Origin of the sequence: Sphingobacterium athyrii, from assembly GCF_003071065.1 — a bacterium.
Lineage (GTDB): Bacteria > Bacteroidota > Bacteroidia > Sphingobacteriales > Sphingobacteriaceae > Sphingobacterium > Sphingobacterium athyrii.
Genome location: NZ_QCXX01000006.1, coordinates 22,121 through 46,427, shown reverse-complemented (window position 1 = coordinate 46,427; position 24,307 = coordinate 22,121). Strand labels below are relative to the sequence as shown.

The following is a 24,307-nucleotide window of genomic DNA, read 5'->3' as shown; positions in this document are numbered from 1 at the left end:
TACCTGTCCACGATAATTAATTTTTAAAATTGATGATATTGTCCCGGAAAGGGTCCAAATAATCTAATCCTCTTTCTTCAAATATTTCCTCAAGCTTTTCGGCACCATATTCCCTTTTAAAGGCTAATTCATCTTCTGTAATAGGCACTAACCAATAAAAATGGATTGATTTATTGTCTTCAAGGGTGAGAACTTCTAGTTGGGGTCCGTCCAGATAAGGTAATGAAATCAACCCATAAGAGCAGGAGGAACCCAGCCGCCATCCTCTTCCCCAATTGATGGTATGCCAGTGTCCTAAACGCGAGCCGAATCTATGGAAATGAGCAACTACGATTAATGACTCAACTAGGGTTTGGTCTTGCTCACCAGAAAAAATGTGCAGTTCGAGGGCAAATTCATCATCAAAGCAGGACATCCCCAAAGTGGCATAAGCCCACATGCTGCGTTCGGTTGTCGGGGGAAATTCCAAGATCCGAAAATGATCACCTAAGTCCCGATATGGACCTTTTTCCCAAGTAAGCGCCTTATAATATTGTCCCCAATTGGAGATATAGTGCGCTAAAAGTTTTTGATGATATAAGTCTTTGTCCATTTTAATAAGTCAATTCAAGTTATCAAAAATAATTTACTCCAATAAAACTATTTCACATCGGCTACTGTTCTTACAATACAAAACGGTTACAAGCTACCTTTCGAAAGAAGGGTTCAACATAAAATTGGCTTCGTACAGTGAAAATCCAATAGTCCTGAAAAACATTGGATGACGAAACAAAAAAGAGGAAACGATAGGAAACATAAAAATTACTGTACAGGTAAACGCTAAGAGAAAGGGTCTGATGAGAATCAGGCCCTTTTGACGTAAAAAAGCCACATCTCACGAGGTGGCTCTACAACATTTATATATTTGTAAGGGATGGCTCTTATTTATACGAATTAATCGATTGGGATACTTTCCAGGTATTGCCCTCACGTTCCAAAGTAACCAGATCAGTCTTGGTAAAATCTTCAAATTTCAAGGTTACTTTGGCAACCATGTAATCCGCTGACTCTTCGATAATGTCAGTTTTTACTGTACAGTTCAGCGTCTCTCCTTTTTGTTTTTTCAAGGATTTAACGACTTCGCTACGGTTATGATTTTGTGCATTGGATGCTTGGATTTTTTGATTGAAATCTGTCGCGAATAACTGCTCCACGCCTGCAGATTCACCTTCTGTGGTAACCGCCACATAATGCTCTAAAGCGAAGTCTGCTGTGGAAAGATCTACGTTTGCTTTTTCAGATTTTGATGCTGTTTTGTCAGCCGCCATAGCGAATGTTGATACTGCGATTAAGGCTGCTGCTGCGAATGTTTTTACTAAAGTGTTCATAATGTCTTTATTTTATATTGTTAGTTCTTTTGTTCTTATTTGTTGACTCAAAACTACAACACAATACACCCCTAGCCTACGGGCTTTAGACCAACGGACAGGAAAACTCGGTGAATGGCGGGAATGGGGAGGTTAAAAGCAAACAAGCATGTTTTTTGCCTCTACATGAGAAACAAGAGTAATTTTCAGCTATTTTTATTGCTGTATACAAGCATAACACTAAATTGCAGTTCGGAATAATCAGTAATAGAATAATATGCAATAAATCTGGACTGAAAAACCGATTTTAAATAGCTTTTAAAATAAAATAGAATGGTTACATATATAGAATTTGGAAATATATTCAATTTGCCAGATGTAAAAAATTATGCGCACGGTTGTAACTGTGCAGGAGCAATGGGAAAAGGTATCGCTTTACAATTCAGGGAAAAATATGGTCAAATGTATCTGGAATATAAAAAGCGTTGTAAAGATGGGAGTTTTAACCTTGGCGACGTTTTCACTTATAACTATGGTGAAGGCACTGTTTTCAATTTAGGCACCCAAGAAACCTGGAAAACCAAAGCTGAACTTAAAGCAATTGAAGATTCCCTTCTCAAGATGCTTATGTATGCCCGACAAAATAACATCAATAAAATAGCGCTACCTAAGATAGGTGCTGGCTTAGGCGGTTTGAATTGGGAAGATGTAAAATCTATAATTGACCGACTTGGTAAAGACTACGCGGACATTGACCTTATCGTTGTAGAAAATTACAAAAACCACAGCTAAAAATGCAGTGGCCAATAAAATCGAGATAAAGGATGAAGGTAATTGATTTTGAAATATCGAGCAATAATGGAATAATTTCCAGGACATTCAACAATTTAGGAATTGAAACATTTACAGGCTTCTGTAAATGGGTTGAGAGACTTGCTTATCATTATTGTTTAAAGTAAAAATCACCTTATGAACATTATAACACGTAATATGATTAGACTCAAAACAATTAAACATATGACAAGCGGAACAATTATGCTTCTTTTCTTGTACTTTATTCCTTTCAAATATTGATCCCAAAATCCAAACTGCAATATTGCTGCACCTATTCCATATAACAAAATACCAGTGAACCTGCTTTGATCAAAATAATCTTTAAATTCTTTGTATACTATAATTAGTGCTATCGTATAACCAAATCCAAACAGGAGTGTTACCAACGCTTCTTTTTTCTTGGATAATGTGAATAGGTTGATTGCTAACAATATAGCGCCTGTAAATAATCCGAATAGTATACTAAAATACCAAATTGCTCTTTGTGAATAGAAACTGACAATTGCTTTTTTAGCATCTTCGTCAATATCCCATGCGTTAAGGGTGCTATAATCAGGTTCTTCTTTTTTCTTCGATTCTATTAGTTGACTTATCTGAACAATTTCTAATTCTGAAAAAAAGTAGCCTCTTTTTTTCAGAATATCGAAAGCCATTTTTATAGCTTCAGGGACTGATCGTGTATCTTCTGTAGTATACAGTAACAAATCCTTATCGGATAACTTTTCTAAGACTGATCTTTTTACCATAAATCTAATATAACCAAACTGCCTGCTACAATTCTCAAATTTTAAAATAACAGTACTAAATTATTAATTAATCAGGCAAGAAGAACAAAACTCGGAGAAATAAAATGGCGATTTGGAGGACACGATATCTGGGTAAATAATGATGGTTTCCCTGTGATAACTATACTTGTTTAACAAAACTTATATTATCGGCGAAAAACGCCGATAATAAAGAAAAATATAAACAAAGAAGTCTTTTTGACAAGTAAGTATAATATCATTACTTCTTAATTTTAGACAAATGGGAGGTAAAAAACTTATATTGATATCATATCTGAATTGACTCGCCGTATTCGTCCGCTTTACCAAAAAGGTAATTAGCGATCGATGCGCTATTTTTGACTCCATCTTCCGGACGTACAAAAAGCTTGATATACTCGAAAAGCGAACCGCAGCCCGCAGTTTCAAACAAATCCCGAAGCCGCTGATCATGCTCAATATCATAATCCAAAAACGCGGTGACCCGGTCTATCATCAGATATTTAGCGTCTTCTTTTTCCAATCCTATGATCTCCTTGAGCTTTGTACCCTCGGGAGTACCTTCATTTGTCAGAAAAAGAAAGGTACGTATGATCCATTTATCACCATGATAGCTCACCAGAAAATAGCCAACCTTGTGTCTGGCACAATAACAGGCGATGAGTACCTGCCCACGATATACGATTACCTCGGGTGTACCATAAATAAAAGTCTGGGCAAGGTAAATCTGTATGAAGCCTTTGGGACTATAGGTGCGTTCTTCGAAACGATTGAGCGCATGATGCTGTATATAGAGTGGTTTGGCTTCCGCATCGGAAATATGGGTGATACCGAACCTCGCCGGATCGAATTGTATCCATTGTGTCCAGTCGCCTACGAAAACCGAAGCATCACCGATGGCCACAATTGGTCTTGCAAAGCCATCGATCTCCTGCTTATCCAATTTGTTTTTCAACCTCCGCAAACGGATCTGATTTCGCCCGCCGGGCTTAGTCAGTGCCAGATCGGATACATCAAACTGCAAGGTACCTTTGATAGGATCATAAAACTGCTCGTTCGTAAAGCTCAATGTATAAAAAGCTCTAGTCTTCGTTTGAAAAAGCCAGTCTCCGGAGGTCAGATAAGGCGCAAAAGCAGTCTTCATCTTGACATGCTCTTTAATACAGTGGCTAGAAAGGAACTCGACAAAATGAACAATAAGTGCCAAATCCGTAAAAAAAGTCGAAATAAAAATCTGCTCGCCCGATGGTAGGGTGAGCGTGCATTTTTTGATAAGACCAGTAATGCTTGCCCGATAGCTTTCTCGGCTCTGAGTGTCGGCAATAACGTCGTCATCAATAATGATCTTTAGTGCCGGATAACGGTTTTTATAAAACTGAGCCAATAGCTTTGGAGAAAGCATCTCAAAGTAGCCCGGGCCGACCATTTTTTCGAAAAGTAGTTTAATCGACTTGATATAGACACGGTATCTTTCCTGAGTCTCTTTAGCGGTATTGACTGGAGCTTTGGTTTTCTTCTTCCTTTTCATATTTACTTTTCCCCTTCTTCAAAAGGAGTTTGAGCGGCAATAATCAATGATTCGGCCAACAGCATAAACATATTCTTTTCCGTCTGTGATTCCATGGCATATCCAATATCAAGAAATGCTGGCACCATCTTGTCGTATATCTCCTTGGTTTGTCTAACTTGTTGCTCCACAGCTTCCATATCATTGCCTGACCGCATATAAACATGCACCAAATAGCCGAATAGCTCATCCTGCTTGCTGCTGTAGGACTGATCATACCAGTTTTCGTTGGTTTCTTCCAATACCATCACCCACGCACCTATTTTATTAAACTTTTGGCTCTTGACATAATCCTCCTGATCTGTGAGGTGGTCGATCTCAAACAGCAACAGCATGATGACATCGTTCTGCTGGTAAGCATGATCAAGGATACGGATCAGATCGCTCTTCTTGATATCACCCGTATCAGTAATGGTGAACTCATCGGTCATCTGTTGCATAAGGGTATGATAAAGCTCCACCACTTTTCGGGGTTTGTCCATTTCGCCTTTCTCTGTAAAATGCGATAAGGGTGTAAATCCGAGATGGTCCTGCAGGTATTGATCCATGATGGCCCCGCTCTCTTTACTTTCGTCCAGTTTGTCCAGGGGCAAATCCAAATTGGGGACGACCATATTCAATATCCGGCCAAACTCTTGTAACCCCAGATCACCGGCATAGGGCTGCCCGGTATAGCGGGTATAAAACTCTAGCTGATCTGGGCCTGGGGTAGACAGCTCAAAGGATTGATCGCAGAGAGTAATAATCGCCTCGGCCAGGGTTTGCTCCTCATGCTCGGTCAGGCTAAATCTTTCCTTCTGCTCATCCAGCTGCTGTGCCATCCAAAAGTAGGTGTCAGCCAGGACATCTGCCGAATCGCCCATAACTCGGTGATAACAGGCTTTGACCTGCTGCATGAGTGCTTTACTTTTATTTCGATCCGCTTTGAGACGTAGATATTCTTCTTTGAATTCATAAAACTTTTCGATCAGCTGATTTCTATTATAATAGCGTGCTATGCTCCATAAGTTGCTATTTTGCTCCTCAGAAAATACATTATCTTCCAAATGAGCGAAAGCACTGTCAAAAGTTCGTTTGACCGCATCTGTAGGCGGGGGCTCCATGCTAACGGGAATATCTAGGCATCTGAGCAAGAGACATTCGCACAGATGGGTAAAGCGCCGGTCGCTTACCTGATAGGTCCTCACTTCAAGAAGCATTTCGTCAATGGAGTCCAATAGTTGTTGGTCAGCCCTTCCTACAAAAAAATCTAGTGAACCTTGAGCCTTTGTAGCGACATCCATCGTCAGTTCACTCAAAATCGGATAACGGTCTGCCATTTCCAGCAAATGGCCGGGCCGGATATACAGATTCAAATAGTCAGATTCGCTCTGTGCCGGTTGATGAGCTATGATTTGATCATTCTGCCAGAATAAACGACACTGTCGCTCAGTAACGCGGCGTTGCTCCTGCCCATGTGCAAACCTTAAAAGGCAGTCCTCAGACAATTGTATATGAAAGGTAACGACTGGCTCAGCGGGAATAGTGTATATTTTTTTTCCATCTTCCATAAAACAGGCTAAGAAGCAGGCGGTAATATTGTTGCCATAGAGGTAGTGGCATTTGATGGTGGAATCTCCAAAAATATATTCCTGAAAATCTAAAATGGGCCTCTGATCTTTTAAACTAAAATTGGAGTATGATGTGGGAGCATCTGGCTTATCACTGAGAAATACCTCTAAGATGGGATGTTGATCTGCTGACTGTTGGTTCATATTGGATATCGGTTAAATAGCTCATGATTCCCATGGCGCTGCTGCAAGAAATCACAATAAGTTTATAATCGAAAAATATAGCTTAACGATCAGTCAATGACCGGACTGATCTGTTTATAACTTTAAGGTAGTAATATTTAATTAATTAAACAAAAAATCGCAGTAAATTGTGACAGAGCGTATCAATCTGACAGGCAGAATTGGAACAATGGTTTAAAAAGATATTTTTTATAAAACTATTTCAAATCGACTGTTGTTCTTATATTACAAAACGGCTACAAGCTACCTTTCGAAAGAAAGGGCCGACATAAAAATTGGCGTCGTACAGTGAAAATCCAATAGTCCTGAAAAACTTTGGATGACGAAACAAAAAAGAGGAAACGATAGGAAACATAAAAATTACTGTACAATAAAACGCTAAGAGAAAGGGTCTGATTAACGTCGGGCCCTTTTGACGTAAAAAAGCCACATCTCACGAGGTGGCTCTACAACATTTATATATTTGTAAGGGATGGCTCTTATTTATACAAATTAATCGATTGGGATACTTTCCAAGTATTGCCCTCACGTTCCAAAGTAACCAGATCAGTCTTGGTAAAGTTTTCAAATTTCAAGGTTACTTTGGCAACCATGTAATCCGCTGACTCTTCCATAATGTCAGTTTTTACTGTACAGTTCAGCTTCTCTCCTTTTTGTTTTTTCAAGGATTTAACGACTTCGCTACGGTTATGATTTTGTGCATTGGATGCTTGGATTTTTTGATTGAAATCTGTCGCGAATAACTGCTCCACGCCAGCAGATTCTCCTTCGGTAGTGACTGCAACATAGTGATCTAGTGCGAAGTCTGCCGTGGAAAAATTAACGTTTGCATTTGTTGCTTTTGCTCCTGGTCCTTCAGCTGCCATAGCGAATGTTGATACTGCGATTAAGGCTGCTGCTGCGAATGTTTTTACTAAAGTGTCCATGATGTCTTTATTTTATATTGTTAGTTCTTTTGTTCTTATTTGTTGACTCAAAACTACTACACAATCAGCCCCTAACCTACGAGCTTTAGACCAACGGACAGGAAAACTCGGTGAATGACGGGAATGGGGAGGTGAAGTTTGTGTTTAATATCTTAACAAATGAATATTTGGTTATCTTTAAGAAAACATTCTAATATGGTTGACCTAACACGCAGAAAGGTACTTGCGTATCATTTAAGACATTTAGTTGTCGGGCTTATTAGCAATGATGAGTTTGAAGAGTCAATTACTGACGATGTCTCTTTCGGCTGGCTGCCTGAACAATATTATCATTCAAAAGAGGCAAAATCTGATGATCCTATTATAAGGCCAATGCTCGAGCTAAGCTGGTGTTTGTATAGCGACTTAGAAAATCGTAAACTTACGGGTAAATACCAACTTTCGGATAAAGAACTAAAAGACATTGCTCGGATTATTTTATTCCTGAATTCCGATTTTGAGTACGAGTGGCCCTACTTTGATCGTATAAATCTGTTAATACGGTTATCATTTAAAGACCTGTTATTTACTGTCCTGAGCTTGGGACAACATTATAACGTGAAATTAAATGAACGAAAGAAACAGTATGAAGCATTTAACAATACGGGCGATCACGAGCTATGGCCATTTATAAGCAAAGAACAATATGAACAGCAATTGAGAAAACAACCCTTTTTATGGGGAAAGAAACCCGATTAAATTTAGCAAATAATTCCCTTTGCTCGTGCAAAAGAAACTGTATTCAGAATAAGGTTCACATCTAATTACAATGACTATCCAATTATCTATCAAAATTTTCAGTTCAAGGAACTATCTACTTGCCAGCGTTCTTTTAATTAGCTTTTTTGGCTTTTTTAGCTGGCAATCCTTTGCACAAGAAAAACAAAGAGTAAATTACAAACACCTGACCTATCTCCCTAAAAATTATAATACAGATACTTCCAAATATCCACTCGTTATTTATCTCCACGGTGGTTCTCAAAAAGGAAATGATCTGGAAAAACTAAAGATCTATGGTCTCCCCTATTTAGTAGACAAGGGAAGGGATTTCAATTTTGTTATGGTCGCACCCCAATGTCCAGAAGGCAAATATTGGTCTACAGAAAATTGGTTTGATTCATTATACAATGAAGTAACCTCAAACTACCACATCGATAAAAGTCGCGTTTATGTGACCGGAATAAGTATGGGTGGCTATGGGACCTACATTACAGCATTAGATCATCCTGAAAAAATCGCAGCTATTGTTCCATTATGCGGTGGTATAAATGACAGTGACACCAGTCGCATTTGCACGCTCAAAGACATCCCCATCCTGACATTTCACGGAACCGCTGATGCTGATATCTCCATACACGAAACAGAACGAATAGAAGAATCACTTAAGAAGTGCAATGGCGATATCACTTTCCATCGACTCGAAGGTGAAGGACATGGAATTCAATATCTTTATGAAACTAAACCTGAAATTTATGAGTGGTTATTGAGGCAGAGGAAGGCGATGAATATTGAATAGCCTTAAAGCAAAGGTTAGAATAATGTTTTTGAATTATGTATATTAGAATGCACTAGTTCTAAAAAATGTCATAGTTATAACCGCTTAACATGATTACTACAGAAATACAGAATATCTTCGAATTCATTAGCTTCCTAGACTCAAACAAAAAGAATTATATAGGAAAGTATTTACCAATTTGTGAAGAGCTTGAAAAGTTAATTGGACAAAGGAATCAATTAAAACCTCACGACAATTACCGCGATAAACAGCAGTATGATGTCCTTCAAAAGGAAATAAGCCCTAAATTCGAGATTCTCCTTTCGAAGGTTTATCACCCTGTAATGGATAAATTGGCCGAATTAGATATTTGGTCCGGAGACCGAGCGCTTGCAAGCATTAGCAATTACGTTTCATCCGCCGCGATTAACTTTAAATCTACCTTTGAGTCTGTTGATGTTCCGATAATAATCGCATACAAGAATAAGTATCTCAATTTCAGAAAAGAAACAAATTCAAATTTCCTTACGCTGGAATTAGTGTTCTCACTGTTGGATAGAGATCTAAAGGAACTGTTCGATTATTTCAAAGATTCGGATGAAGATGAATTCAACGCTTTGATGGCTGAATTGATTCAATGCAACTCTTTAGAAGAAGCGATGAGGTTACACCAAGAAAATCCATCGCAAAATAAAAGGTTTTCGATTCCCTCTCTAAATGTTCCAAATGCCGCTAATGAGAATAGTGAGCAAATAATAGAGATAGATCGTTATGACATGCTTACACATCCAGTTAAGAAAACAAAAAGTTCATTTGAAGAGGCGATCTATCGTATCAAATTACTGAAGAGATTCATCGAAAACAACAATGGCAATAGGGCCTTCAAGAGCCCTGAAAATCAAAATGAATCTGCGTTTCAATTGGTTTTCAAATCCATTTGTTCGGATTCAATCTGGGATATAAATTCAGAAGTTAACAACGGAAGAGGGCCTGTCGATTTTACCGTTTCCAAAGGTGCTAATGACAAAACAGTAATTGAACTTAAGCTCGCAAAAAGCTCTAAGCTTAAACAAAACCTCCAATACCAAGTTGATATTTATAAAAAAGCTAATCGTACAGATCAATCTGTAATTGCCATTTTGCACTTCAATAAAGCCGAGCATAATCGTGCGGTAAAGATCCTAAAAGAGCTAAAGTTAGATAAACTTAAAAACATTATACTGATTGATGGCGAAGAAAAGCCTTCGGCTTCGAATGTGAAAAATACAGATTAATTTTCGGGACTGTCCCACCAAGTGTGTCAATAAAAAATACGGAGGAGAACTATAGGGATTACACAAACCTGCTGCACAAGTCTTCTGCGTACTATAAAATCTTCTTGTATTTACGAGTTCCGGAACTCGAATTTCTAAGACATTCCAATACTGGTTATACAATGCAACTCAAGCTAATTCAAGTTATCAAAAATATTTTACTCCAATAAAACTATTTCACATCTGCTACTGTTCTTACTATACAAAACGGTTACAAGCTACCTTTCGAAAGAAAGGTTCAACATAAAAATTGGCGTCGTACAGTGAAAATCCAATTGTCTTCAAAAACATTGGATGACGAAACAAAAAAGAGGAAACAATAGGAAACATAAAAATTACTGTGCAAATAAACGCTAAGAGAAAGGGTCTGATGAGAATCAGGCCCTTTTGACGTAAAAAAGCCACATCTCGCGAGGTGGCCTTAAATAAACATATGATTCACTAGTGGTCAACTTTTGTAATCGAACTGACCACTAATTATTAGAGACTATTTATAGGAGTTGACTGAACTGGATACTTTCCAGTCGTTACCTTCGCGCACCAAAGTCACCAAATCAGTTTTAGTAAAATCCTCAAATTTTAGGATCACTTTGGCAACCATGTAATCTGCCGACTCCTCGAGGATATCGGTGCTTAACACACAGTTTAGCTTCGCTTCTTTTTGCTTTTTAAAGTATTTTACGACTTGATCGCGGCTGTTGGTCTTTGCATTTGCCGATTGAACCTTTTGGTTGAAATCGGCAGTAAATAAATGCTCTACGCCTGCTGACTCTCCTTTAGTAGTGACTGCAACGTAGTGGTCAAGTGCTAAGTCTGCTGTGGAAAGGTTAACGTTTGCTTTTTCAGTTTTTGATACTGGTTTGTTGGCTGCCATAGCGAAAGTAGATACTGCGATTAAAGCTGCTGCTGCGAAGGTTTTTACTAATGAGTTCATAATGTCTTTATTTTATATGTTAGTTTTTAGTTCTTATTTGTTGACTCAAAACTACGACACAATACACCCCTAGCCTACGGGCTTTAGACCAACGGACAGGAAAACTCGGTGAATGGCGGGAATGGGAAGGTGAAAAGAGAAAGTTTTTTTGCTATCTTACAGCAACCCTTTAAAAAAGCACCTTTTATGCAACCTTATTTAAGAAACTTTTGGAAAAATATTCTAAATTTCAATTGGAAATTTGGTTTATTTCTAATTCTAATAGTTTGCGTACCAAGATTTATTATGGTGCTCCACGCTAATCAATATGCCGATTATCGTTTTATTGGTTTAATAATGCTGTTATCTTTTATTGTTCCTTTCATGTTCTTGAATAAAAAGGGTATGAAGGCCATTGGGTGGAACAGACCTAAAAGTTATACGTGGCTGTGCATAGCTTTTATTAGCGGTTGCTTATATGCTTATTTGTTATTCCTCCTGGGTAAATCCCTTTATCAGGACAGTTATCAAAACTGGTATGTATATATCGCGAATTCTTACAAGATTCCCTCAGATTTAACGATAGAGGCAAAAAGGCAAATGTTCCTCATCATGGCTGGTACAGGAATGTTATTTAGTCCCTTTGGTGAAGAACTTTATTTTAGGGGGATAGTTCATGAAACCTTTGTTTCGAAATTTGGAAATCGTGGAGCGTCAATAATAGATAGCTCGGCGTTTGCCTTAACCCACATTGCACATTTCGGACTAGTATACCTGCAAGGCGGTTGGCATTTTCTTTTCATACCCGCACTCATCTGGTGTTTGTCAATGTATTTTGTGAGCAGACTGTTTTACTTCTTCAAGGTGAAATCAGGAGCTATTTGGGGAGCTATAATTTGCCATGCAGCTTTTAATCTGAGCATGATTTATTGTATATTTTATCAGTTATAATATCAAAAGCGTCTAAAAACTTAGTAGAATCATATAGATTTCTGTGATATCTAAAGGTTATTTTATCGTGATTATATTTTCTTAATCGCTTAGAATATTTCGCTATTTTGCCCCTTAACGATTCATGCTATCTTGAATTTTTCTGATACTTATTAGAAGATCCTCCCATGTTAGACTTTCTCCCACTATCATATTTTCACGCATGGTTTTATAATCCGCCCCCCACTCTTTTATTACCTCTTCAGGCGGAAGGATCCTTAACCTCCCTTTTTGATGGCTGGAATAGTCAATTCCTCGTAGTGGAGTGACTATTTTGCGATGTTGGACTATTGTGTTAAATAATTCTTCGTCTTCAATGGCTTTTGCTCCAAAATCAGTATTCATAATCTTATCTATATCATAGAAGTGCCTAGTTAGCCTATTAGTCCTGATTTTATCAATCGGCTTAGAGAACTCTTCATGTAATAAGAGAACTTTTTCTATAAAGGTCCGTGTAGGAATTACAACCTGAACATTAAAAGCTGGCTGAGCAAATCCTGTATCTTTATAATGCTCATCTATAAAAGATAGGACCGACTGTATTTCGAACGGTTCAGTTAGCGATCTGCGCCCATTTCCAAGAGTACTCTTTGTTGGATATATGCGTGACCGACTGGTGCTATCGAGTGGTAATAAATTTCCAGCGTATTAGGATCGCTAGTATCGTCTACATGAGTATTATAACGAATTTCATAGGAATCCTTAGGAACTCCCAATTTTTCCAATTGGATGATCAATTCCTCTCTAAACTCATTGATAATAAAACCTCCGGAGGCTTTTCTCAGTCTTTTTATTTGGGATTTTGAATCTAATTCGTTGAAACCTAATAGATGTCGGTCGATTATTAAATCAATGTCTTCTGAAAAACGATCTATCAGTTGATATGCCTTGCTTAGTGATGTACCGCCTTTAAAAATAATAAACTCAGCATATTTCGTTGCAAATACAGCCTTCAAGACGATACAGACCCACCAGTCTTTTTCAATAACAAAAACTGGTAACCCCATTATACTGCTGAATTGATCTAGAACAAGGCTCTTTTGTTCCGTGTTAAGATTTAGCCACATAATTTTAAGATTGATAAAGCTTATTTATTTCTTTCTGAATCCATACTGGCGCATATTTCAATTGAGAATCAATAATTTGTTTATCAACTTTTTTAACTGAAGTTTTTATTGTATCTAAGAATTCTTCGGTCATATTTTTTTGTTCCTTTTCCTTAAATGCCTGCACAATCAGATGTAATAACTCATCTTTTATGGCAAAGCTTTTTGGAACTGTCCGTTTAAATTTTATACTGCGATTACCGATCTTAACTTCACGCTGTGAACCATCGGTAAGATAAACTGCTTTTAATGGTATTTGAGTAGTCAGCCCTAATAAATACGACGCTAATATACCTGTTGGAGCGATACGAGCTTTATCTCTCTTTGCAATTTCTTTAGCAATTTCTTCAATGCTAGGATATATTATACCCAGCACAGGATCTTTTTTTGGTTTGATATAAATACCATGAGCCAATCTTTCAATAAGTCCATCATTTTCCATACGAAAGAGTGTCAGCCGAATATTCTCAGGCGTTCCGTATTTTTTAAAATCATTCGCAAAAAAAAATTCGCCACGAAAAGACTTAACAACCTTCTTTTCTATCTTATTTCTAGAGGTTTCCATAATTAAAAATTATTTAAACTGTAACAAATTTAGTAAATATTTGTTACAGTTAGATGCAAATTCATCAAATTACATACTTGAATATTGTTCATAGCAACAAAGCTAAGAACCGAAAGAATATAGGTCAATTGGTAGGACGGATACGTACTTACCGACTTGATCGCGGCTGTTGGTCTTTGCATTTGCCGATTGAACTTTTTGGTTGAAATCTCCGGCAAACAACTGCTCTACCCCTACCAATTCACCCTCGGTGGTGACCGCAACATAGCGTTCTAAAGCTAGGTCTCCTGTGGAAAGGTTAACGTTTGCTTTTTCAGTTTTTGATACTGTTTTTTCAGCCGCCATAGCGAATGTTGATACTGTGATTAAAGCTGCTGCTGCTGCGAATGTTTTTACTAATGAGTTCATAATGTCTTTATTTTATTGTGTTAGTTCTGTTGTTCTTATTTGTTGATTCAAAACTACAACACAATACGCCCCTACTAGCCTATGGGCTTTATACCAACGGACAGGAAAACTCGGGGAATGGTGGGAATGGGGAGGTTAATCAAAAGCCCTAAAGCAATGATTATTTTTTTACGGTTACTATAACCTTATGGCTTGTCTTATTTAAATGCATATCATTTGCTGTGAAAGTCAGCTCAAAATCTCCAGCCACGGTTGGGCGCCCCGATAATTTCATTTGCGCACTATCAAAGTTGAGCCAGTCAAACTGGTGGTGATTAACGCTGTAAGCCAATTGTCCATCGTCTATATCTTTAAAATAATCTTTAGGGACGGATATCTCGAATTTCTCTCCTATTCTAAGCGTTGTATCAGAAAGAGCATTATAAACAAACGGCTTAAAAAGTTTTGACGCGTTGACCCAATAGATATCTGATTCGTTTATTCCTTTTTCTCCAATTTGCAGTCGGCTAAAAAATAGAAACTTATTATCAATACTCACAAATGGCCTTCTCTCCCAATCTTTTGAATTTATGGTTTCATCAACCAACTGAGGTTCAACCCAGTGATTGTTGATATCACGATAACTGATATATAAATCCACCCCGCTTTCATTGTCTGTATATCTACAAAAGATGATGTAATCCTCCTTGGGCGAAATGAATATACTTTCCTCATCATTTGATGAGACAAATTCAGAAATAATATCAACGCTTTTATATGCATTATCATTAAGTTTTGAATAGTACAAATCCGCAGTGTGGCAGTTATCTTTACCCTCGCAATTTCTGTTAGAAGAAAAATAGATGGTACCATCAGATGTCATACTGGCATTAGCTTCTCTACTTGCCGAATTTATCGGAGCTTCTAGCTTTTTTGGAGCCCCCCACCCATCATTAACTTTCTCGACTATCCAAATATCAGTACAGGCGTTATCAGCATCAGCTTTACCTTGAGTAAAAAGCAGGGATTTACCATTAGGGGAAAAGTAAGGAAGATAGGCACATTCACTTTTTAATGGTTCAAAAATCACAGGTTCAGTCCATTTTTTATCAATCTTTTTAGCATAAAATATTTTCCCACTGAAGTCGTCCTTGTTGAGTACACCAAATGCTAATTCCCGATCATCGGGTGTAAATGAAATACCATGCTCTAAACGGCCTTCCACTGAAACAATATCTGGAGCAAAAATTATGGGGATAGAATCAGGAGGAGCCTGCCCAAAATAGTCAGTCGATTCAATAGACGATTTACAGCCAATCAATATAAGAAAGTGAATAAGCGTTAGGATTATTTTAGTCATATGTTCCACTATTTCAATGTATGCTTTTATACTGCCAGACTTGAATATATGCACGAAAAATTTATACTTAATTACTTCTTCCACGAAGGAGGAAACCATCAACTAATACCTTCTAAACGATGACAATACCCGTTCATAGATCGGCACTTTACCCTCAGGTACCTTACTATAACCAACAGTTGTCTTTCCTATCTTCACATCTTTCCAATACTTCCCTTCTTTGTCAACTCCCAAAAGTTCAAAAGTATCAGGCAGCACTTTTGCTACTTCTATTCCAATACTCCTATTTACCTCTTTTAGCAGGTCTTCATTTTGGAATCTTAACTGAAAAATACTATCTCCAAGTGCTTTAATATTATTTGCATTAGGCGTATGCTTAAAGTCGGTAATATAAATATGGCTGGAGTCAGGATACAGATAAATATTTTCGTTTTCGACACCGGCTTCAAAGCCTGTAAATTGATATCCGCGGGGAATATCCAATTTATATATACTTCCCTTATAGACAACGTGTTTCACTGTCACAAAGTCCGATTTCACCCTGCACGACGATACTACAGCAACTAAGAAAACCATACATTTCATAATCATTTGATCCATAATAGTAAATTAAGGTATATCTTTCTATGGATAACTCAGCATTTCGCATGATCTTGTTTAGCTTATTCCATTCACACTCATGCCGGATAGTTCTTTTGTAGACAAGTTTATATCAATATTCCAATAATTACTTCCTCCGTCTTGAATCTCAATAATATCCTTTGATAACTTTTCGTCATCCATTTCTATTCCTCTGTATAAATATACTCGGATAATGACATTACCCTCCGAGGTCAAATAACCAAGATATTGACGAATATATTTCCTCAGCGTTTTCTTATTTATGGTTAGCTTCTTATACTGCCTTTGATTCTCTGCTATATAATCCGTCCCAATGCTATCCTGTAAGATCTTTTCTGCTCTTGTAATATCTTCTTCACTTGGTGTATAACGTCCACTTTCGGGAGGAAACCCCCAAATAGGATGCTCTTTTGGAAAAATAACCCCTTCATAGTTTTTTCCTATCACAAATGTAGCCTTTTGCGAATAGGCATAGTGACTTATCAGAAATAGTATAATTAATAGTCGGTTTTTCATTTTAATGCATATTTCTTTTGCCCCAGATGTCTAAGCATCATTTATACCATTAGTGATAGCTTAACAGTTTTTTGTCAATTCAGTATAGCCATAAAAGTATTCATTAGGCCAAAAAATTGATTACGCTTTCTCGATCGATATCTTGTATTTTAAATGGGTCATGAGTAAGTATAAAAAAATTGCCATCTTGATCAAACCCTAGAAAATCTCCTTCTTCAAGCTCCTTTAAGTGAAAATAATCTTTTCCATCAATGTTGGTTATATAAATATCTCCGATATTGATGTATTTTAATTCTTTATTCGTAAGAATTTTTTTAGCAATAATACTACGTTCATCGCCCCAGAACTTTTTTCTAATTTTAGAAATATCAATATTTTTATCGTCAAATTGAAATGATCCTACTTGTAAATCTGTTGAATAACCCAAAAATATGTTGTGTCCAAAATATAGCGTAACATTTACACTTTCTTTTTTTATTAAATCTCCAATTATAATTCCTTCCACTTTAAAATTTTCGTCCAATTCACGCTCGAATTCCTTATAGAATGAAACAGGATGTTGACAATTAATTATATTGGGGATGTCAGACCTATTAATACCAACTTTATGTACAAATTCTAGCTGCCCCATATAGTGTTCGTACCTACTGCCTAATAATTTAAACACTTGCTGTAAAGTTGTTATTTCCCAACCTCTTAATTTTCGATATTTTTTCTTAAATAGGTTAAACATAACTATTTTTTTCTTTTTAATACCAATTATAGGACTTGAACAATCCTACATTCCATTCCATTCTTTTTTTCAAAAATCTAAATCTATGTTTTCAAGCATGTCACACTGAATCAGAAACATAAAGATTACTTTGCAAGTAGACATTATCCCGAGATGAACTTTTTTACCAAGTCAATGCTATAACTCCTGTCCCAAATTGGAAATATAGTGCGCTAAAAGTTTTTTATAAAAAAGGTCTCCTCCATTTTTAATAGCCGATTCAAGTTATCAAAAAAATTGCTCAAATAAAACTATTTCAAATCGGCTACTGTTCTTACGATACAAAACGGCTATTAAATACCTTTCGAGAGAAAGGATCAACATAAAAATTGGCGTAGTGTAGTGAAAATCCAATAGTATAGAAAACACATTGGGTGACGAAACAAAAAAGAGGAAACGATTTTATAGGAATCTAACATGTTACTAAATTTTTCGCATGCATACTGCGTACCCCGATCTGAATGAAAGATTAGACCGGGAGAAAGTTTATGGTTCTTAATTGCCATTTTCCAAGCGGCCAAGGAGGTTTCTTCGGTTTTCATCCCATCACTAATACTCCAACCGATACATTTGCGGTCGTATAGATCGAGAACGGTAGTCAGGTATAAAAAACTGGAGTTGCTAACTTAGTCGGCATATCAAGTTAAGAACAATAAAAAATCTTAAATTTGAAATAATGATTAAATCTATCGAGCCTCCAATACTACAAATTATCAAAAAAGACGTTCGACGAAGTACGTCTAGAAAGATTGATTTCTAATTTTCCATAAGCGCCCTCATATGTCGGTGCGTCAAAAGAAATTATAGGGTAAAATTTATAAATATCCTTCAGGCTTTTGTCGTTTTTTAAAAACATATTTACATCAACAATTGTGCTATCCGAATTGCTATAGACCTTAAGTTGTTTGTAAAAGGCATTGTTACCTACTGTTTTGGTCAGAACTGATGTTAATACAGAATCAATAAAAATTAAATCTTTTTGTTTCAGATTATAAATCTTGTCAAAAATTGTATCTCTTGGCGCATTAAAAACAGCATAATCTCTAAATCTCTTTTGATCGAAATAATTTATAGAATAAATTTCCCCTTTTTGCAAAGAAAGCCTTCTAAAAAAACTCTCTCCACTATATAAATCCATATAGCCGTTTTCTAAAATTGCTCTATTCACATTGTTAAAAACAGGAGTAAAGAATAAAACATTTCCATCTATTAGAGTTTTACCTACAAGTGTATTCTTTGCTAACATTTGAGGGTTTTCTTTAGGATCTATTAATTCTAATGTAACAGAATCAAGATCCATTGAATAATCAGTCATCCGATAGGATGAGTCTTCAAATATTTCAACAGCGTAATCTGCAGCTCCAAACATCTCACTATTTACTGTTACGGCTTTAATCAAAATTTTCTCTTTAAACCTTCTATGACAGGAACTCAAAGAAAGTATTAAGATTATGCCGATGCCGATGAACTTTATCGCTCTCAAAAATTTACTAATACACACGCTTTTCATCATAACTAATTTTCTGACCTCTCCCCAAAAAACTGGAGCATTTAAAAGTAGAGAATTCGGTGATGAATTACTAATTTTAAAAGGGAGGAAAAGCGATAGCACAGATCGCCTTTGCGATCAAACAGTCCGAGACAGGTACCCGTGTGGAAAAATCGTAATAATTTTGACAGAGCTTGTCAATCTGACAAGCTGATTTGGAACAATGGTTTGAAAAGATATTTTGTATAAAACTATTTCAAATCGACTGTTGTTCTTATTATACAAAACGGCTACAAGCTTCCTTTCGAAAGAAAGGTTCAACATAAAAATTGGCGTCGTACAGTGAAAATCCAATTGTCTTCAAAAACATTGGATGACGAAACAAAAAAGAGGAAACGATAAGAAACATAAAAATTACTGTACAAGTAAACGCTAAGAGAAAGGGTCTGATTAACGTCAGGCCCTTTTGACGTAAAAAAGCCACATCTAACGAGGTGGCTTTACAACATTTATATATTTATTTGAGATGGCTCTTATTTGTATGAATTGATTGATGTGGACACTTTCCAGTCATTACCTTCGCGAACCAAAGTCACCAGATCAGTCTTGATAAAATCTTCAAATTTCAAAGTTACTTTAGCAACCATAAAGTCGGCTGATTCCTCAAGGATATCGGTGCTTACCACACAGTTTAGTTTCTCTCCCTTTTGTTTTTTCAAGGATTTGACAACCGCGATGCGACCGTTAGATTGTGCATTGGAGGCTTGGATCTTTTGGTTGAAATCTTCGGCAAACAATTGCTCCACGCCTCCTAACTCACCCTCGGTCGTTACCGCAACGTAGTGGTCAAGTGCAAAGTCCGCTGTTGAAAGATTTACGTTTGCTTTTTCAGTTTTGGATACTGGTTTGTTAGCCGCCATAGCGAATGTTGATACTGCGATTAAAGCTGCTGCTGCGAATGTTTTTACTAATGCTTTCATAATGTCTTTATCTTATTGTGTTAGTTTTTTTCTGTTCTTATTTGTTGACTCAAAACTACGACAGAATACGCCTCTAGCCTATGGGGTTTAGACCAACAGACAGGAAAACTCGGTGAATGGCGGAAATGGGAAGGTAAATATTTTTTATTATATTAATGTAAAATCAATAGTCCAATCACTTATGAACGAACAATCAAACATATCTTTGATATCGGTATCACTACAGCTAAATCAATCAGTGAACTTAAATGTATTGTTGAATCCGATCAAATTAGTGAGCTACATTTGCTAAGATATCGGGCAAAAGAACAAGACAACGGCAATGGTTCGTTGATGAGAATCCTGCCACTTTTATTTGAAATCAAAGGACTTAGGTCGGCGGAACAATTTGAGAAAATTTGGCAGATTTCCGCCTTAACGCATAAGCACATTCGCGCTGCAATGGCATGTTTTATCTATCTCAAATTAGCCGAACTCATTTTTCTTGGCCTGGCCAAAGAGCAGGCTTATACTGAAATGCGAAACCAAATTTCCAAATTCTGGGAAGACAGCAATTTTCCTGATTCAGAAAGAATTCATTTTAATAGTACTATTTTGCATGACATTCGATCTAAATCATATGCCGAACTAAGGTCTAGTGGATATGTGATTGATAGTTTAGAATCAAGCCTATGGTGTTTTATGGAGAAAGACAATTATAAGGATATTGTATTAGCTATTATCAACCTTGGCGAAGACACAGACACAGGTGCTGCGATTGCGGGTGGATTAGCTGGTTTGTACTATGGGCTGGAAGGTATACCTAAAGATTGGCTTCTGAACCTCGCCCGCTATGAAGACATCAAATTGCTGATAGAAAAAATGGCGAGGAGATATTTGGATTAGGAATTATGATTGTAATTCCTAGTATGTATAAACTTATTTCAAAACATGTCAATTTAAAGTGTCGAAATATTTATTTTAAAACCATTTCACATCGGCTACTGTTCTTACTATACAAAACGGTTACAAGCTACCTTTCGAAAGAAAGGACCAACATAAAAATTGGCGTTGTACAGTGAAAATCCAATAGTATTCAAACACTTTGGATGATGAAACAAAAAAGAGGAAACGATAGGAAACATAGAAATTACTGTACAATAAAAACGCTAAGAGAAAGGGTCTGATGAGAATCAGGCCCTTTTGACGTAAAAAAGCCACATCTAACGAGGTGGCCTTAAATAAACATATGATTCACTAGTGGTCAGCCCTGAGTTGACTGGACTCACCACTAGTTATTGGAGACTATTTAAATGAGTTGATTGATTTGGACACTTTCCAATCATTACCTTCACGTACCAAAGTTACCAGATCAGTCTTGGTAAAGTCTTCAAATCTTAGTGTTACTTTAGCAACCATAAAGTCGGCAGACTCTTCGATAATGTCAGTAGCTACCGTACAGTTGAGCTTCTCCCCTTTTTGTTTTTTCAAGGATTTGACAACCGCACTACGGCTATGAGACTGTACATTGGAAGCTTGGATCTTTTGGTTGAAATCTTCCGCGAATAATTGCTCAACCCCTGCTGATTCTCCCTCCGTAGTTACAGCAACATAGTGCTCTAAGGCAAAGTCTGCTGTAGAAAGGTTAACGGTTACTTTTTCAGTTTTTGATGCTGGTTTGTTAGCGGCCATAGCGAAAGTGGATACTGCGATTAGAGCTGCTGCTGTGAAGGTTTTTACTAATGAGTTCATAATGTCTTTATTTTATTGTGTTAGTTTTTTTTCTGTTCTTATTTGTTGACTCAAAACTACAACACAATAGGCCCCTAGCCTACGTGCTTTAGACTAACGAACAGGAAAACTCGGTGAATGGCGGAAATAGGGAGGTGAAGAATTTCCGACAGTCATTAAAATGCAACACCAGCATTAATTCGCAATAAAGTTCATTAGATATCAATTATGAGGATGGTAAATATGCAAATTGCTTCCGCAAGAATAACTTTCAGTACGGATTAAATCGAGTTTGATCCGATCTGATATATTGGGAAATAATGGCCTTCCCGAACCGAGAACAATAGGATATAGCATTAATGCATATTCATCTATTAAATCCAGCTTTGCCAGTTGAGAAACAATAGTACCACTTCCGTAAACAAGAATATCACCACCCGAACCACGCTTCAATTGTTCGATATCGTGTTTATTGACTTCCCTAACAATTTTCGTATTGTTCCAGTCGGCCTCAGCAAGCGATTTTGAAAAAACAATCTTTGGCGTATTATTCATGAAATTAATAAACGATGGCCGGTCAGCTGCAGTCAAAGTCTTATCGGACCAGTATTGTGACATTACTTCATAGGTTTCTCTGCCATAAATAATAGTATCGGCTTTATCCTGTCGCTGTTCATAAAAATCCTCTATCTCGCTATCCCAGGGAAACCAATCTGTTTCGCCATGTGTACCGGCGATAAAACCATCAATCGATACCCAGTTTAAAACGCTGATTTTTCTCATAATAAGCTTAATTTCACGTGTAATTTTTGGATCATAATGCTACTTGCTCCAAAACCATTTTTGACTTAAATAAAATTATAGATTAATAACCTTTAAGCGCTTACCATAAGGCAAGAAAAAAGTTGTTTTCGCGCTTAAATTTTTAGATAAGCTCATGTTAATCCAAGTTATCAAAAATATTTACTCAAATAAAACTATTTCACATCGGCTACTGTTCTTACTATACAAAACGACTACAAGCTTCCCTTCGAAAGAAAGGTTCAACATAAAAATTGGCGTCGTACAGTGAAAGTCCAATTGTCTTTAAAAACATTGGATGACGAAACAAAAAAGAGGAAACGATAGGAAACATAAAAATTACTGTACAATAAACGCTAAGAGAAAGGGTCTGATGAGAATCAGGCCCTTTTGACGTAAAACAGCCACCCAATAACTACTGGTGGCTGTTTTTGATTATCACTTGATACTTTTTATTGCACCTGTACTTTCAATAATTTTAACCATCCGGTACTGGTCATATCCCCATTTACGGCAAGCCGTATTCCCGGCTGATTTTCATTTGTCGTATCTACAATAGCGACAGCCCAGGTGTAATTGCCGGCAGGTACATCCACGTTCGCCTTTAACTCATACGATGTTGAAGTATTCTTTATCCAGGTTGAAGGTTCTCCATTGTCATCAATAAAAACTTTTTTTACGTTATTTTCTTCATCCAGAAGTGCAAAAGCTACTTTATACTTATAGTTCCATTGGGGAATATTATTCGGAAAGTAACCCCAGCCCATATTCCGCCAGCGATGGTTAATTATCGTTTCGCTACCCGCATTGACTTTCTCCGGCAAATAAACCCGATCAGGATATAAACGATAGCCACCCTCAGAAATAAAACGCTGACATAAGGTAAAGGATTTGGTAAACCAGCTTTCAATTTCACCGATACGGAAATCCATCATGTTTACGCCTGCTTCCAAGGAGCTGTCAAATTCGCCCTGCCGAACGTCCTCGGGATGGTCTTGTCGGTATTTACCACTTGGATCAGTCCAGTAACGATGGGTGCCTGTAGTAATCCAGCCGCCTTCCATAATAATCGGACGTTTAAAATTCCAGGCCTTGGCAAAATTTTTCTCCCAACTTTGATAATAATCGGTCATCCCAAAAGCATCCTGACGCAGGCTGTACCCTTTGTTGATCATCTTATTCAACAGCTTCTCCGAATTAGGATTTGGAGCTCCATTGCCCGCTGGGTCGCCGACTACGCGATGATAATTGATCAGCAAGGGGACCTTTGTAAAGTTCTTCGAATACACATCCGAAATCCAATCTACAACTTCTTCTTTGATGACCTCAATATTTTGACCGGAGGGGTTATTGGGATCTTCATAAATGACACTGTGCCCCTCGCCCCACAATCCGAGTCCATAGGCATCTACAAAGGAAGTTTTATTTAAATCATTAAAATCCTTTGCCAGTTCCTCGATCAGCTTGCTATAATATTTTCTAAAAATAGGATCTTGCAGCACCGGCGTTTTTCTGTCCGGAAAAGATGCATTGGCGACATAATACTTGGCTCCTGCATCGAACACAAACTGCGGTGTATTTGCCCCCTGGTCTCGACCGTCGACGACGATACGAAAGGCGATTGGCAATCCTTTATCTTGTGCCCCCTTGATCATTTTATAGATTGAAGTGCTGGGATCTCTCCAGGCATACATGCCATCGGCAGGATTAAAGGTGCGCCAGCTGGTACGGATATAACAGGCTGATGCATAGTCAATCGCTTTGACCGTTTTACCTAAGTCAGGTACATAGAATTGGGTATCCCAATAAGAGGGATTGCCCGAAGCTGAAGCGTACATGACCCAGCCGTTTAAAGGGTTACGAAACATAGAACTCCTGTTGTAACTGGGTTTCACTAAGGTACCCGGCATAGCATGCTCAATATCAGCGCCATCTTTCTTACATGAAACTGCTAGAAAGCAAAGCATGACAGCAAATGCTTTGAGACAGGATTTTTTATAGTTTATATTTTTCACTTTCA

At 37.3% G+C, this 24,307-nt stretch carries 26 protein-coding genes and 1 pseudogene; 6 read left to right on the top strand and 21 right to left on the bottom strand.

Features of this window, described 5'->3' with window-relative positions; translation table 11 throughout:
• Nucleotides 1-16: 16 nt before the first annotated feature.
• Nucleotides 17-592 carry a suppressor of fused domain protein gene (locus DCO56_RS20120; RefSeq protein ID WP_108635543.1) on the bottom strand — a complete coding sequence of 192 codons (576 nt, stop codon included), beginning with the start codon at nt 590-592 and terminating at the stop codon, nt 17-19.
• 328 nt (nt 593-920) lie between these two features.
• On the bottom strand, nt 921-1,367 hold the full coding sequence (locus DCO56_RS20115; RefSeq protein ID WP_108635542.1) for a nuclear transport factor 2 family protein: 447 nt from the start codon (nt 1,365-1,367) through the stop codon (nt 921-923).
• A gap of 312 nt (nt 1,368-1,679) precedes the next feature.
• Here DCO56_RS20115 and DCO56_RS20110 point away from each other — a divergent pair, with 312 nt between their 5' ends.
• Nucleotides 1,680-2,138, top strand: a complete 459-nt coding sequence (locus tag DCO56_RS20110; protein ID WP_108635541.1) for a macro domain-containing protein — start codon at nt 1,680-1,682, stop codon at nt 2,136-2,138.
• 170 nt (nt 2,139-2,308) lie between these two features.
• Here the strand turns inward: DCO56_RS20110 and DCO56_RS20105 are convergent, their stop codons facing one another.
• The 4 genes from DCO56_RS20105 to DCO56_RS20090 form a co-directional block, all read right to left on the bottom strand.
• Nucleotides 2,309-2,926, bottom strand: coding sequence for a hypothetical protein (locus tag DCO56_RS20105; protein WP_108635540.1), 618 nt, complete (start codon nt 2,924-2,926; stop codon nt 2,309-2,311).
• A gap of 307 nt (nt 2,927-3,233) precedes the next feature.
• Entirely contained in the window at nt 3,234-4,472 is a 1,239-nt protein-coding gene (locus tag DCO56_RS20100; protein WP_108635539.1) for a hypothetical protein, read from the bottom strand.
• Between the two features lie 2 nt (nt 4,473-4,474).
• On the bottom strand, nt 4,475-6,265 hold the full coding sequence (locus DCO56_RS20095; RefSeq protein ID WP_108635538.1) for a hypothetical protein: 1,791 nt from the start codon (nt 6,263-6,265) through the stop codon (nt 4,475-4,477).
• Between the two features lie 518 nt (nt 6,266-6,783).
• A complete protein-coding gene (locus DCO56_RS20090) occupies nt 6,784-7,230 on the bottom strand; it encodes a nuclear transport factor 2 family protein (protein ID WP_108635537.1) in 447 nt (148 codons plus the stop codon).
• Between the two features lie 195 nt (nt 7,231-7,425).
• Between DCO56_RS20090 and DCO56_RS20085 the strand changes: the two genes are divergently transcribed.
• From DCO56_RS20085 to DCO56_RS20075, 3 genes are all read left to right on the top strand, one after another.
• Nucleotides 7,426-7,968, top strand: coding sequence for a hypothetical protein (locus tag DCO56_RS20085; protein WP_108635536.1), 543 nt, complete (start codon nt 7,426-7,428; stop codon nt 7,966-7,968).
• Between the two features lie 70 nt (nt 7,969-8,038).
• Nucleotides 8,039-8,785 (top strand): carboxylesterase family protein, encoded by a 747-nt coding sequence (locus DCO56_RS20080; RefSeq protein ID WP_108635535.1) that lies wholly within the window; start codon nt 8,039-8,041, stop codon nt 8,783-8,785.
• Between the two features lie 89 nt (nt 8,786-8,874).
• Complete coding sequence (locus DCO56_RS20075) at nt 8,875-10,038, top strand: PD-(D/E)XK nuclease domain-containing protein (RefSeq protein WP_108635534.1); 1,164 nt, start codon at nt 8,875-8,877, stop codon at nt 10,036-10,038.
• Nucleotides 10,039-10,564: 526 nt separating this feature from the next.
• Here the strand turns inward: DCO56_RS20075 and DCO56_RS20070 are convergent.
• Nucleotides 10,565-11,011, bottom strand: a complete 447-nt coding sequence (locus DCO56_RS20070) for a nuclear transport factor 2 family protein (protein WP_108635533.1) — start codon at nt 11,009-11,011, stop codon at nt 10,565-10,567.
• A gap of 129 nt (nt 11,012-11,140) precedes the next feature.
• On the opposite strand from DCO56_RS20070, the gene DCO56_RS20065 reads away from it, so the two are divergent.
• Nucleotides 11,141-11,941 (top strand): CPBP family intramembrane glutamic endopeptidase, encoded by an 801-nt coding sequence (locus DCO56_RS20065; protein WP_219929429.1) that lies wholly within the window; start codon nt 11,141-11,143, stop codon nt 11,939-11,941.
• 114 nt (nt 11,942-12,055) lie between these two features.
• Here DCO56_RS20065 and DCO56_RS29895 read toward each other — a convergent pair whose 3' ends face one another.
• The 11 genes and pseudogenes from DCO56_RS29895 to DCO56_RS20010 form a co-directional block, all read right to left on the bottom strand.
• A complete protein-coding gene (locus tag DCO56_RS29895; protein WP_281259424.1) occupies nt 12,056-12,502 on the bottom strand; it encodes a nucleotidyl transferase AbiEii/AbiGii toxin family protein in 447 nt (148 codons plus the stop codon).
• Nucleotides 12,503-12,537: 35 nt separating this feature from the next.
• Nucleotides 12,538-12,987 carry a nucleotidyl transferase AbiEii/AbiGii toxin family protein gene (locus DCO56_RS29890; protein ID WP_219929428.1) on the bottom strand — a complete coding sequence of 150 codons (450 nt, stop codon included), beginning with the start codon at nt 12,985-12,987 and terminating at the stop codon, nt 12,538-12,540.
• 64 nt (nt 12,988-13,051) lie between these two features.
• Nucleotides 13,052-13,651: a DUF6088 family protein gene (locus DCO56_RS20055; RefSeq protein WP_245935880.1), complete on the bottom strand. Its 600-nt coding sequence runs from the start codon at nt 13,649-13,651 to the stop codon at nt 13,052-13,054.
• A gap of 102 nt (nt 13,652-13,753) precedes the next feature.
• Nucleotides 13,754-14,059: a hypothetical protein gene (locus DCO56_RS20050; RefSeq protein ID WP_146191095.1), complete on the bottom strand. Its 306-nt coding sequence runs from the start codon at nt 14,057-14,059 to the stop codon at nt 13,754-13,756.
• 160 nt (nt 14,060-14,219) lie between these two features.
• Complete coding sequence (locus tag DCO56_RS20045; protein WP_181390624.1) at nt 14,220-15,398, bottom strand: putative Ig domain-containing protein; 1,179 nt, start codon at nt 15,396-15,398, stop codon at nt 14,220-14,222.
• 102 nt (nt 15,399-15,500) lie between these two features.
• Nucleotides 15,501-15,998: a hypothetical protein gene (locus DCO56_RS20040; RefSeq protein WP_108635529.1), complete on the bottom strand. Its 498-nt coding sequence runs from the start codon at nt 15,996-15,998 to the stop codon at nt 15,501-15,503.
• A 57-nt stretch (nt 15,999-16,055) separates the two neighbouring features.
• Nucleotides 16,056-16,535 carry a hypothetical protein gene (locus tag DCO56_RS20035; RefSeq protein WP_108635528.1) on the bottom strand — a complete coding sequence of 160 codons (480 nt, stop codon included), beginning with the start codon at nt 16,533-16,535 and terminating at the stop codon, nt 16,056-16,058.
• 103 nt (nt 16,536-16,638) lie between these two features.
• A complete protein-coding gene (locus DCO56_RS20030) occupies nt 16,639-17,268 on the bottom strand; it encodes a hypothetical protein (RefSeq protein ID WP_108635527.1) in 630 nt (209 codons plus the stop codon).
• A 356-nt stretch (nt 17,269-17,624) separates the two neighbouring features.
• Nucleotides 17,625-17,912: pseudogene (locus DCO56_RS30110) on the bottom strand (DDE-type integrase/transposase/recombinase); the annotation flags it as partial.
• A gap of 98 nt (nt 17,913-18,010) precedes the next feature.
• Nucleotides 18,011-18,706 carry a hypothetical protein gene (locus tag DCO56_RS20020; RefSeq protein WP_146191093.1) on the bottom strand — a complete coding sequence of 232 codons (696 nt, stop codon included), beginning with the start codon at nt 18,704-18,706 and terminating at the stop codon, nt 18,011-18,013.
• A 623-nt stretch (nt 18,707-19,329) separates the two neighbouring features.
• Nucleotides 19,330-19,776, bottom strand: coding sequence for a hypothetical protein (locus tag DCO56_RS20010; protein WP_108635523.1), 447 nt, complete (start codon nt 19,774-19,776; stop codon nt 19,330-19,332).
• Between the two features lie 162 nt (nt 19,777-19,938).
• Here DCO56_RS20010 and DCO56_RS20005 point away from each other — a divergent pair, with 162 nt between their 5' ends.
• A complete protein-coding gene (locus DCO56_RS20005; RefSeq protein ID WP_108635522.1) occupies nt 19,939-20,661 on the top strand; it encodes an ADP-ribosylglycohydrolase family protein in 723 nt (240 codons plus the stop codon).
• Between the two features lie 399 nt (nt 20,662-21,060).
• Here the strand turns inward: DCO56_RS20005 and DCO56_RS20000 are convergent, their stop codons facing one another.
• From DCO56_RS20000 to DCO56_RS19990, 3 genes are all read right to left on the bottom strand, one after another.
• Nucleotides 21,061-21,507: a nuclear transport factor 2 family protein gene (locus DCO56_RS20000; protein ID WP_108635521.1), complete on the bottom strand. Its 447-nt coding sequence runs from the start codon at nt 21,505-21,507 to the stop codon at nt 21,061-21,063.
• A 201-nt stretch (nt 21,508-21,708) separates the two neighbouring features.
• On the bottom strand, nt 21,709-22,269 hold the full coding sequence (locus tag DCO56_RS19995; protein WP_108635520.1) for a dihydrofolate reductase family protein: 561 nt from the start codon (nt 22,267-22,269) through the stop codon (nt 21,709-21,711).
• A 470-nt stretch (nt 22,270-22,739) separates the two neighbouring features.
• The gene (locus tag DCO56_RS19990) at nt 22,740-24,302 is read right to left on the bottom strand and encodes a DUF4832 domain-containing protein (protein ID WP_245935879.1); all 1,563 of its coding nucleotides are present in this window, start codon (nt 24,300-24,302) and stop codon (nt 22,740-22,742) included.
• Nucleotides 24,303-24,307: the final 5 nt, after the last annotated feature.

Bases quoted from the DNA above. Each gene is read 5' to 3' on its own strand.
- DCO56_RS20120 (WP_108635543.1), bottom strand. From the start codon at position 592: ATGGACAAAGACTTATATCATCAAAAACTTTTAGCGCACTATATCTCC.
- DCO56_RS20115 (WP_108635542.1), bottom strand. From the start codon at position 1,367: ATGAACACTTTAGTAAAAACATTCGCAGCAGCAGCCTTAATCGCAGTA.
- DCO56_RS20110 (WP_108635541.1), top strand. From the start codon at position 1,680: ATGGTTACATATATAGAATTTGGAAATATATTCAATTTGCCAGATGTA.
- DCO56_RS20105 (WP_108635540.1), bottom strand. From the start codon at position 2,926: ATGGTAAAAAGATCAGTCTTAGAAAAGTTATCCGATAAGGATTTGTTA.
- DCO56_RS20100 (WP_108635539.1), bottom strand. From the start codon at position 4,472: ATGAAAAGGAAGAAGAAAACCAAAGCTCCAGTCAATACCGCTAAAGAG.
- DCO56_RS20095 (WP_108635538.1), bottom strand. From the start codon at position 6,265: ATGAACCAACAGTCAGCAGATCAACATCCCATCTTAGAGGTATTTCTC.
- DCO56_RS20090 (WP_108635537.1), bottom strand. From the start codon at position 7,230: ATGGACACTTTAGTAAAAACATTCGCAGCAGCAGCCTTAATCGCAGTA.
- DCO56_RS20085 (WP_108635536.1), top strand. From the start codon at position 7,426: ATGGTTGACCTAACACGCAGAAAGGTACTTGCGTATCATTTAAGACAT.
- DCO56_RS20080 (WP_108635535.1), top strand. From the start codon at position 8,039: ATGACTATCCAATTATCTATCAAAATTTTCAGTTCAAGGAACTATCTA.
- DCO56_RS20075 (WP_108635534.1), top strand. From the start codon at position 8,875: ATGATTACTACAGAAATACAGAATATCTTCGAATTCATTAGCTTCCTA.
- DCO56_RS20070 (WP_108635533.1), bottom strand. From the start codon at position 11,011: ATGAACTCATTAGTAAAAACCTTCGCAGCAGCAGCTTTAATCGCAGTA.
- DCO56_RS29890 (WP_219929428.1), bottom strand. From the start codon at position 12,987: ATGGGGTTACCAGTTTTTGTTATTGAAAAAGACTGGTGGGTCTGTATC.
- DCO56_RS20055 (WP_245935880.1), bottom strand. From the start codon at position 13,651: ATGGAAACCTCTAGAAATAAGATAGAAAAGAAGGTTGTTAAGTCTTTT.
- DCO56_RS20050 (WP_146191095.1), bottom strand. From the start codon at position 14,059: ATGAACTCATTAGTAAAAACATTCGCAGCAGCAGCAGCTTTAATCACA.
- DCO56_RS20045 (WP_181390624.1), bottom strand. From the start codon at position 15,398: ATGACTAAAATAATCCTAACGCTTATTCACTTTCTTATATTGATTGGC.
- DCO56_RS20040 (WP_108635529.1), bottom strand. From the start codon at position 15,998: ATGGATCAAATGATTATGAAATGTATGGTTTTCTTAGTTGCTGTAGTA.
- DCO56_RS20035 (WP_108635528.1), bottom strand. From the start codon at position 16,535: ATGAAAAACCGACTATTAATTATACTATTTCTGATAAGTCACTATGCC.
- DCO56_RS20030 (WP_108635527.1), bottom strand. From the start codon at position 17,268: ATGTTTAACCTATTTAAGAAAAAATATCGAAAATTAAGAGGTTGGGAA.
- DCO56_RS20010 (WP_108635523.1), bottom strand. From the start codon at position 19,776: ATGAAAGCATTAGTAAAAACATTCGCAGCAGCAGCTTTAATCGCAGTA.
- DCO56_RS20000 (WP_108635521.1), bottom strand. From the start codon at position 21,507: ATGAACTCATTAGTAAAAACCTTCACAGCAGCAGCTCTAATCGCAGTA.
- DCO56_RS19995 (WP_108635520.1), bottom strand. From the start codon at position 22,269: ATGAGAAAAATCAGCGTTTTAAACTGGGTATCGATTGATGGTTTTATC.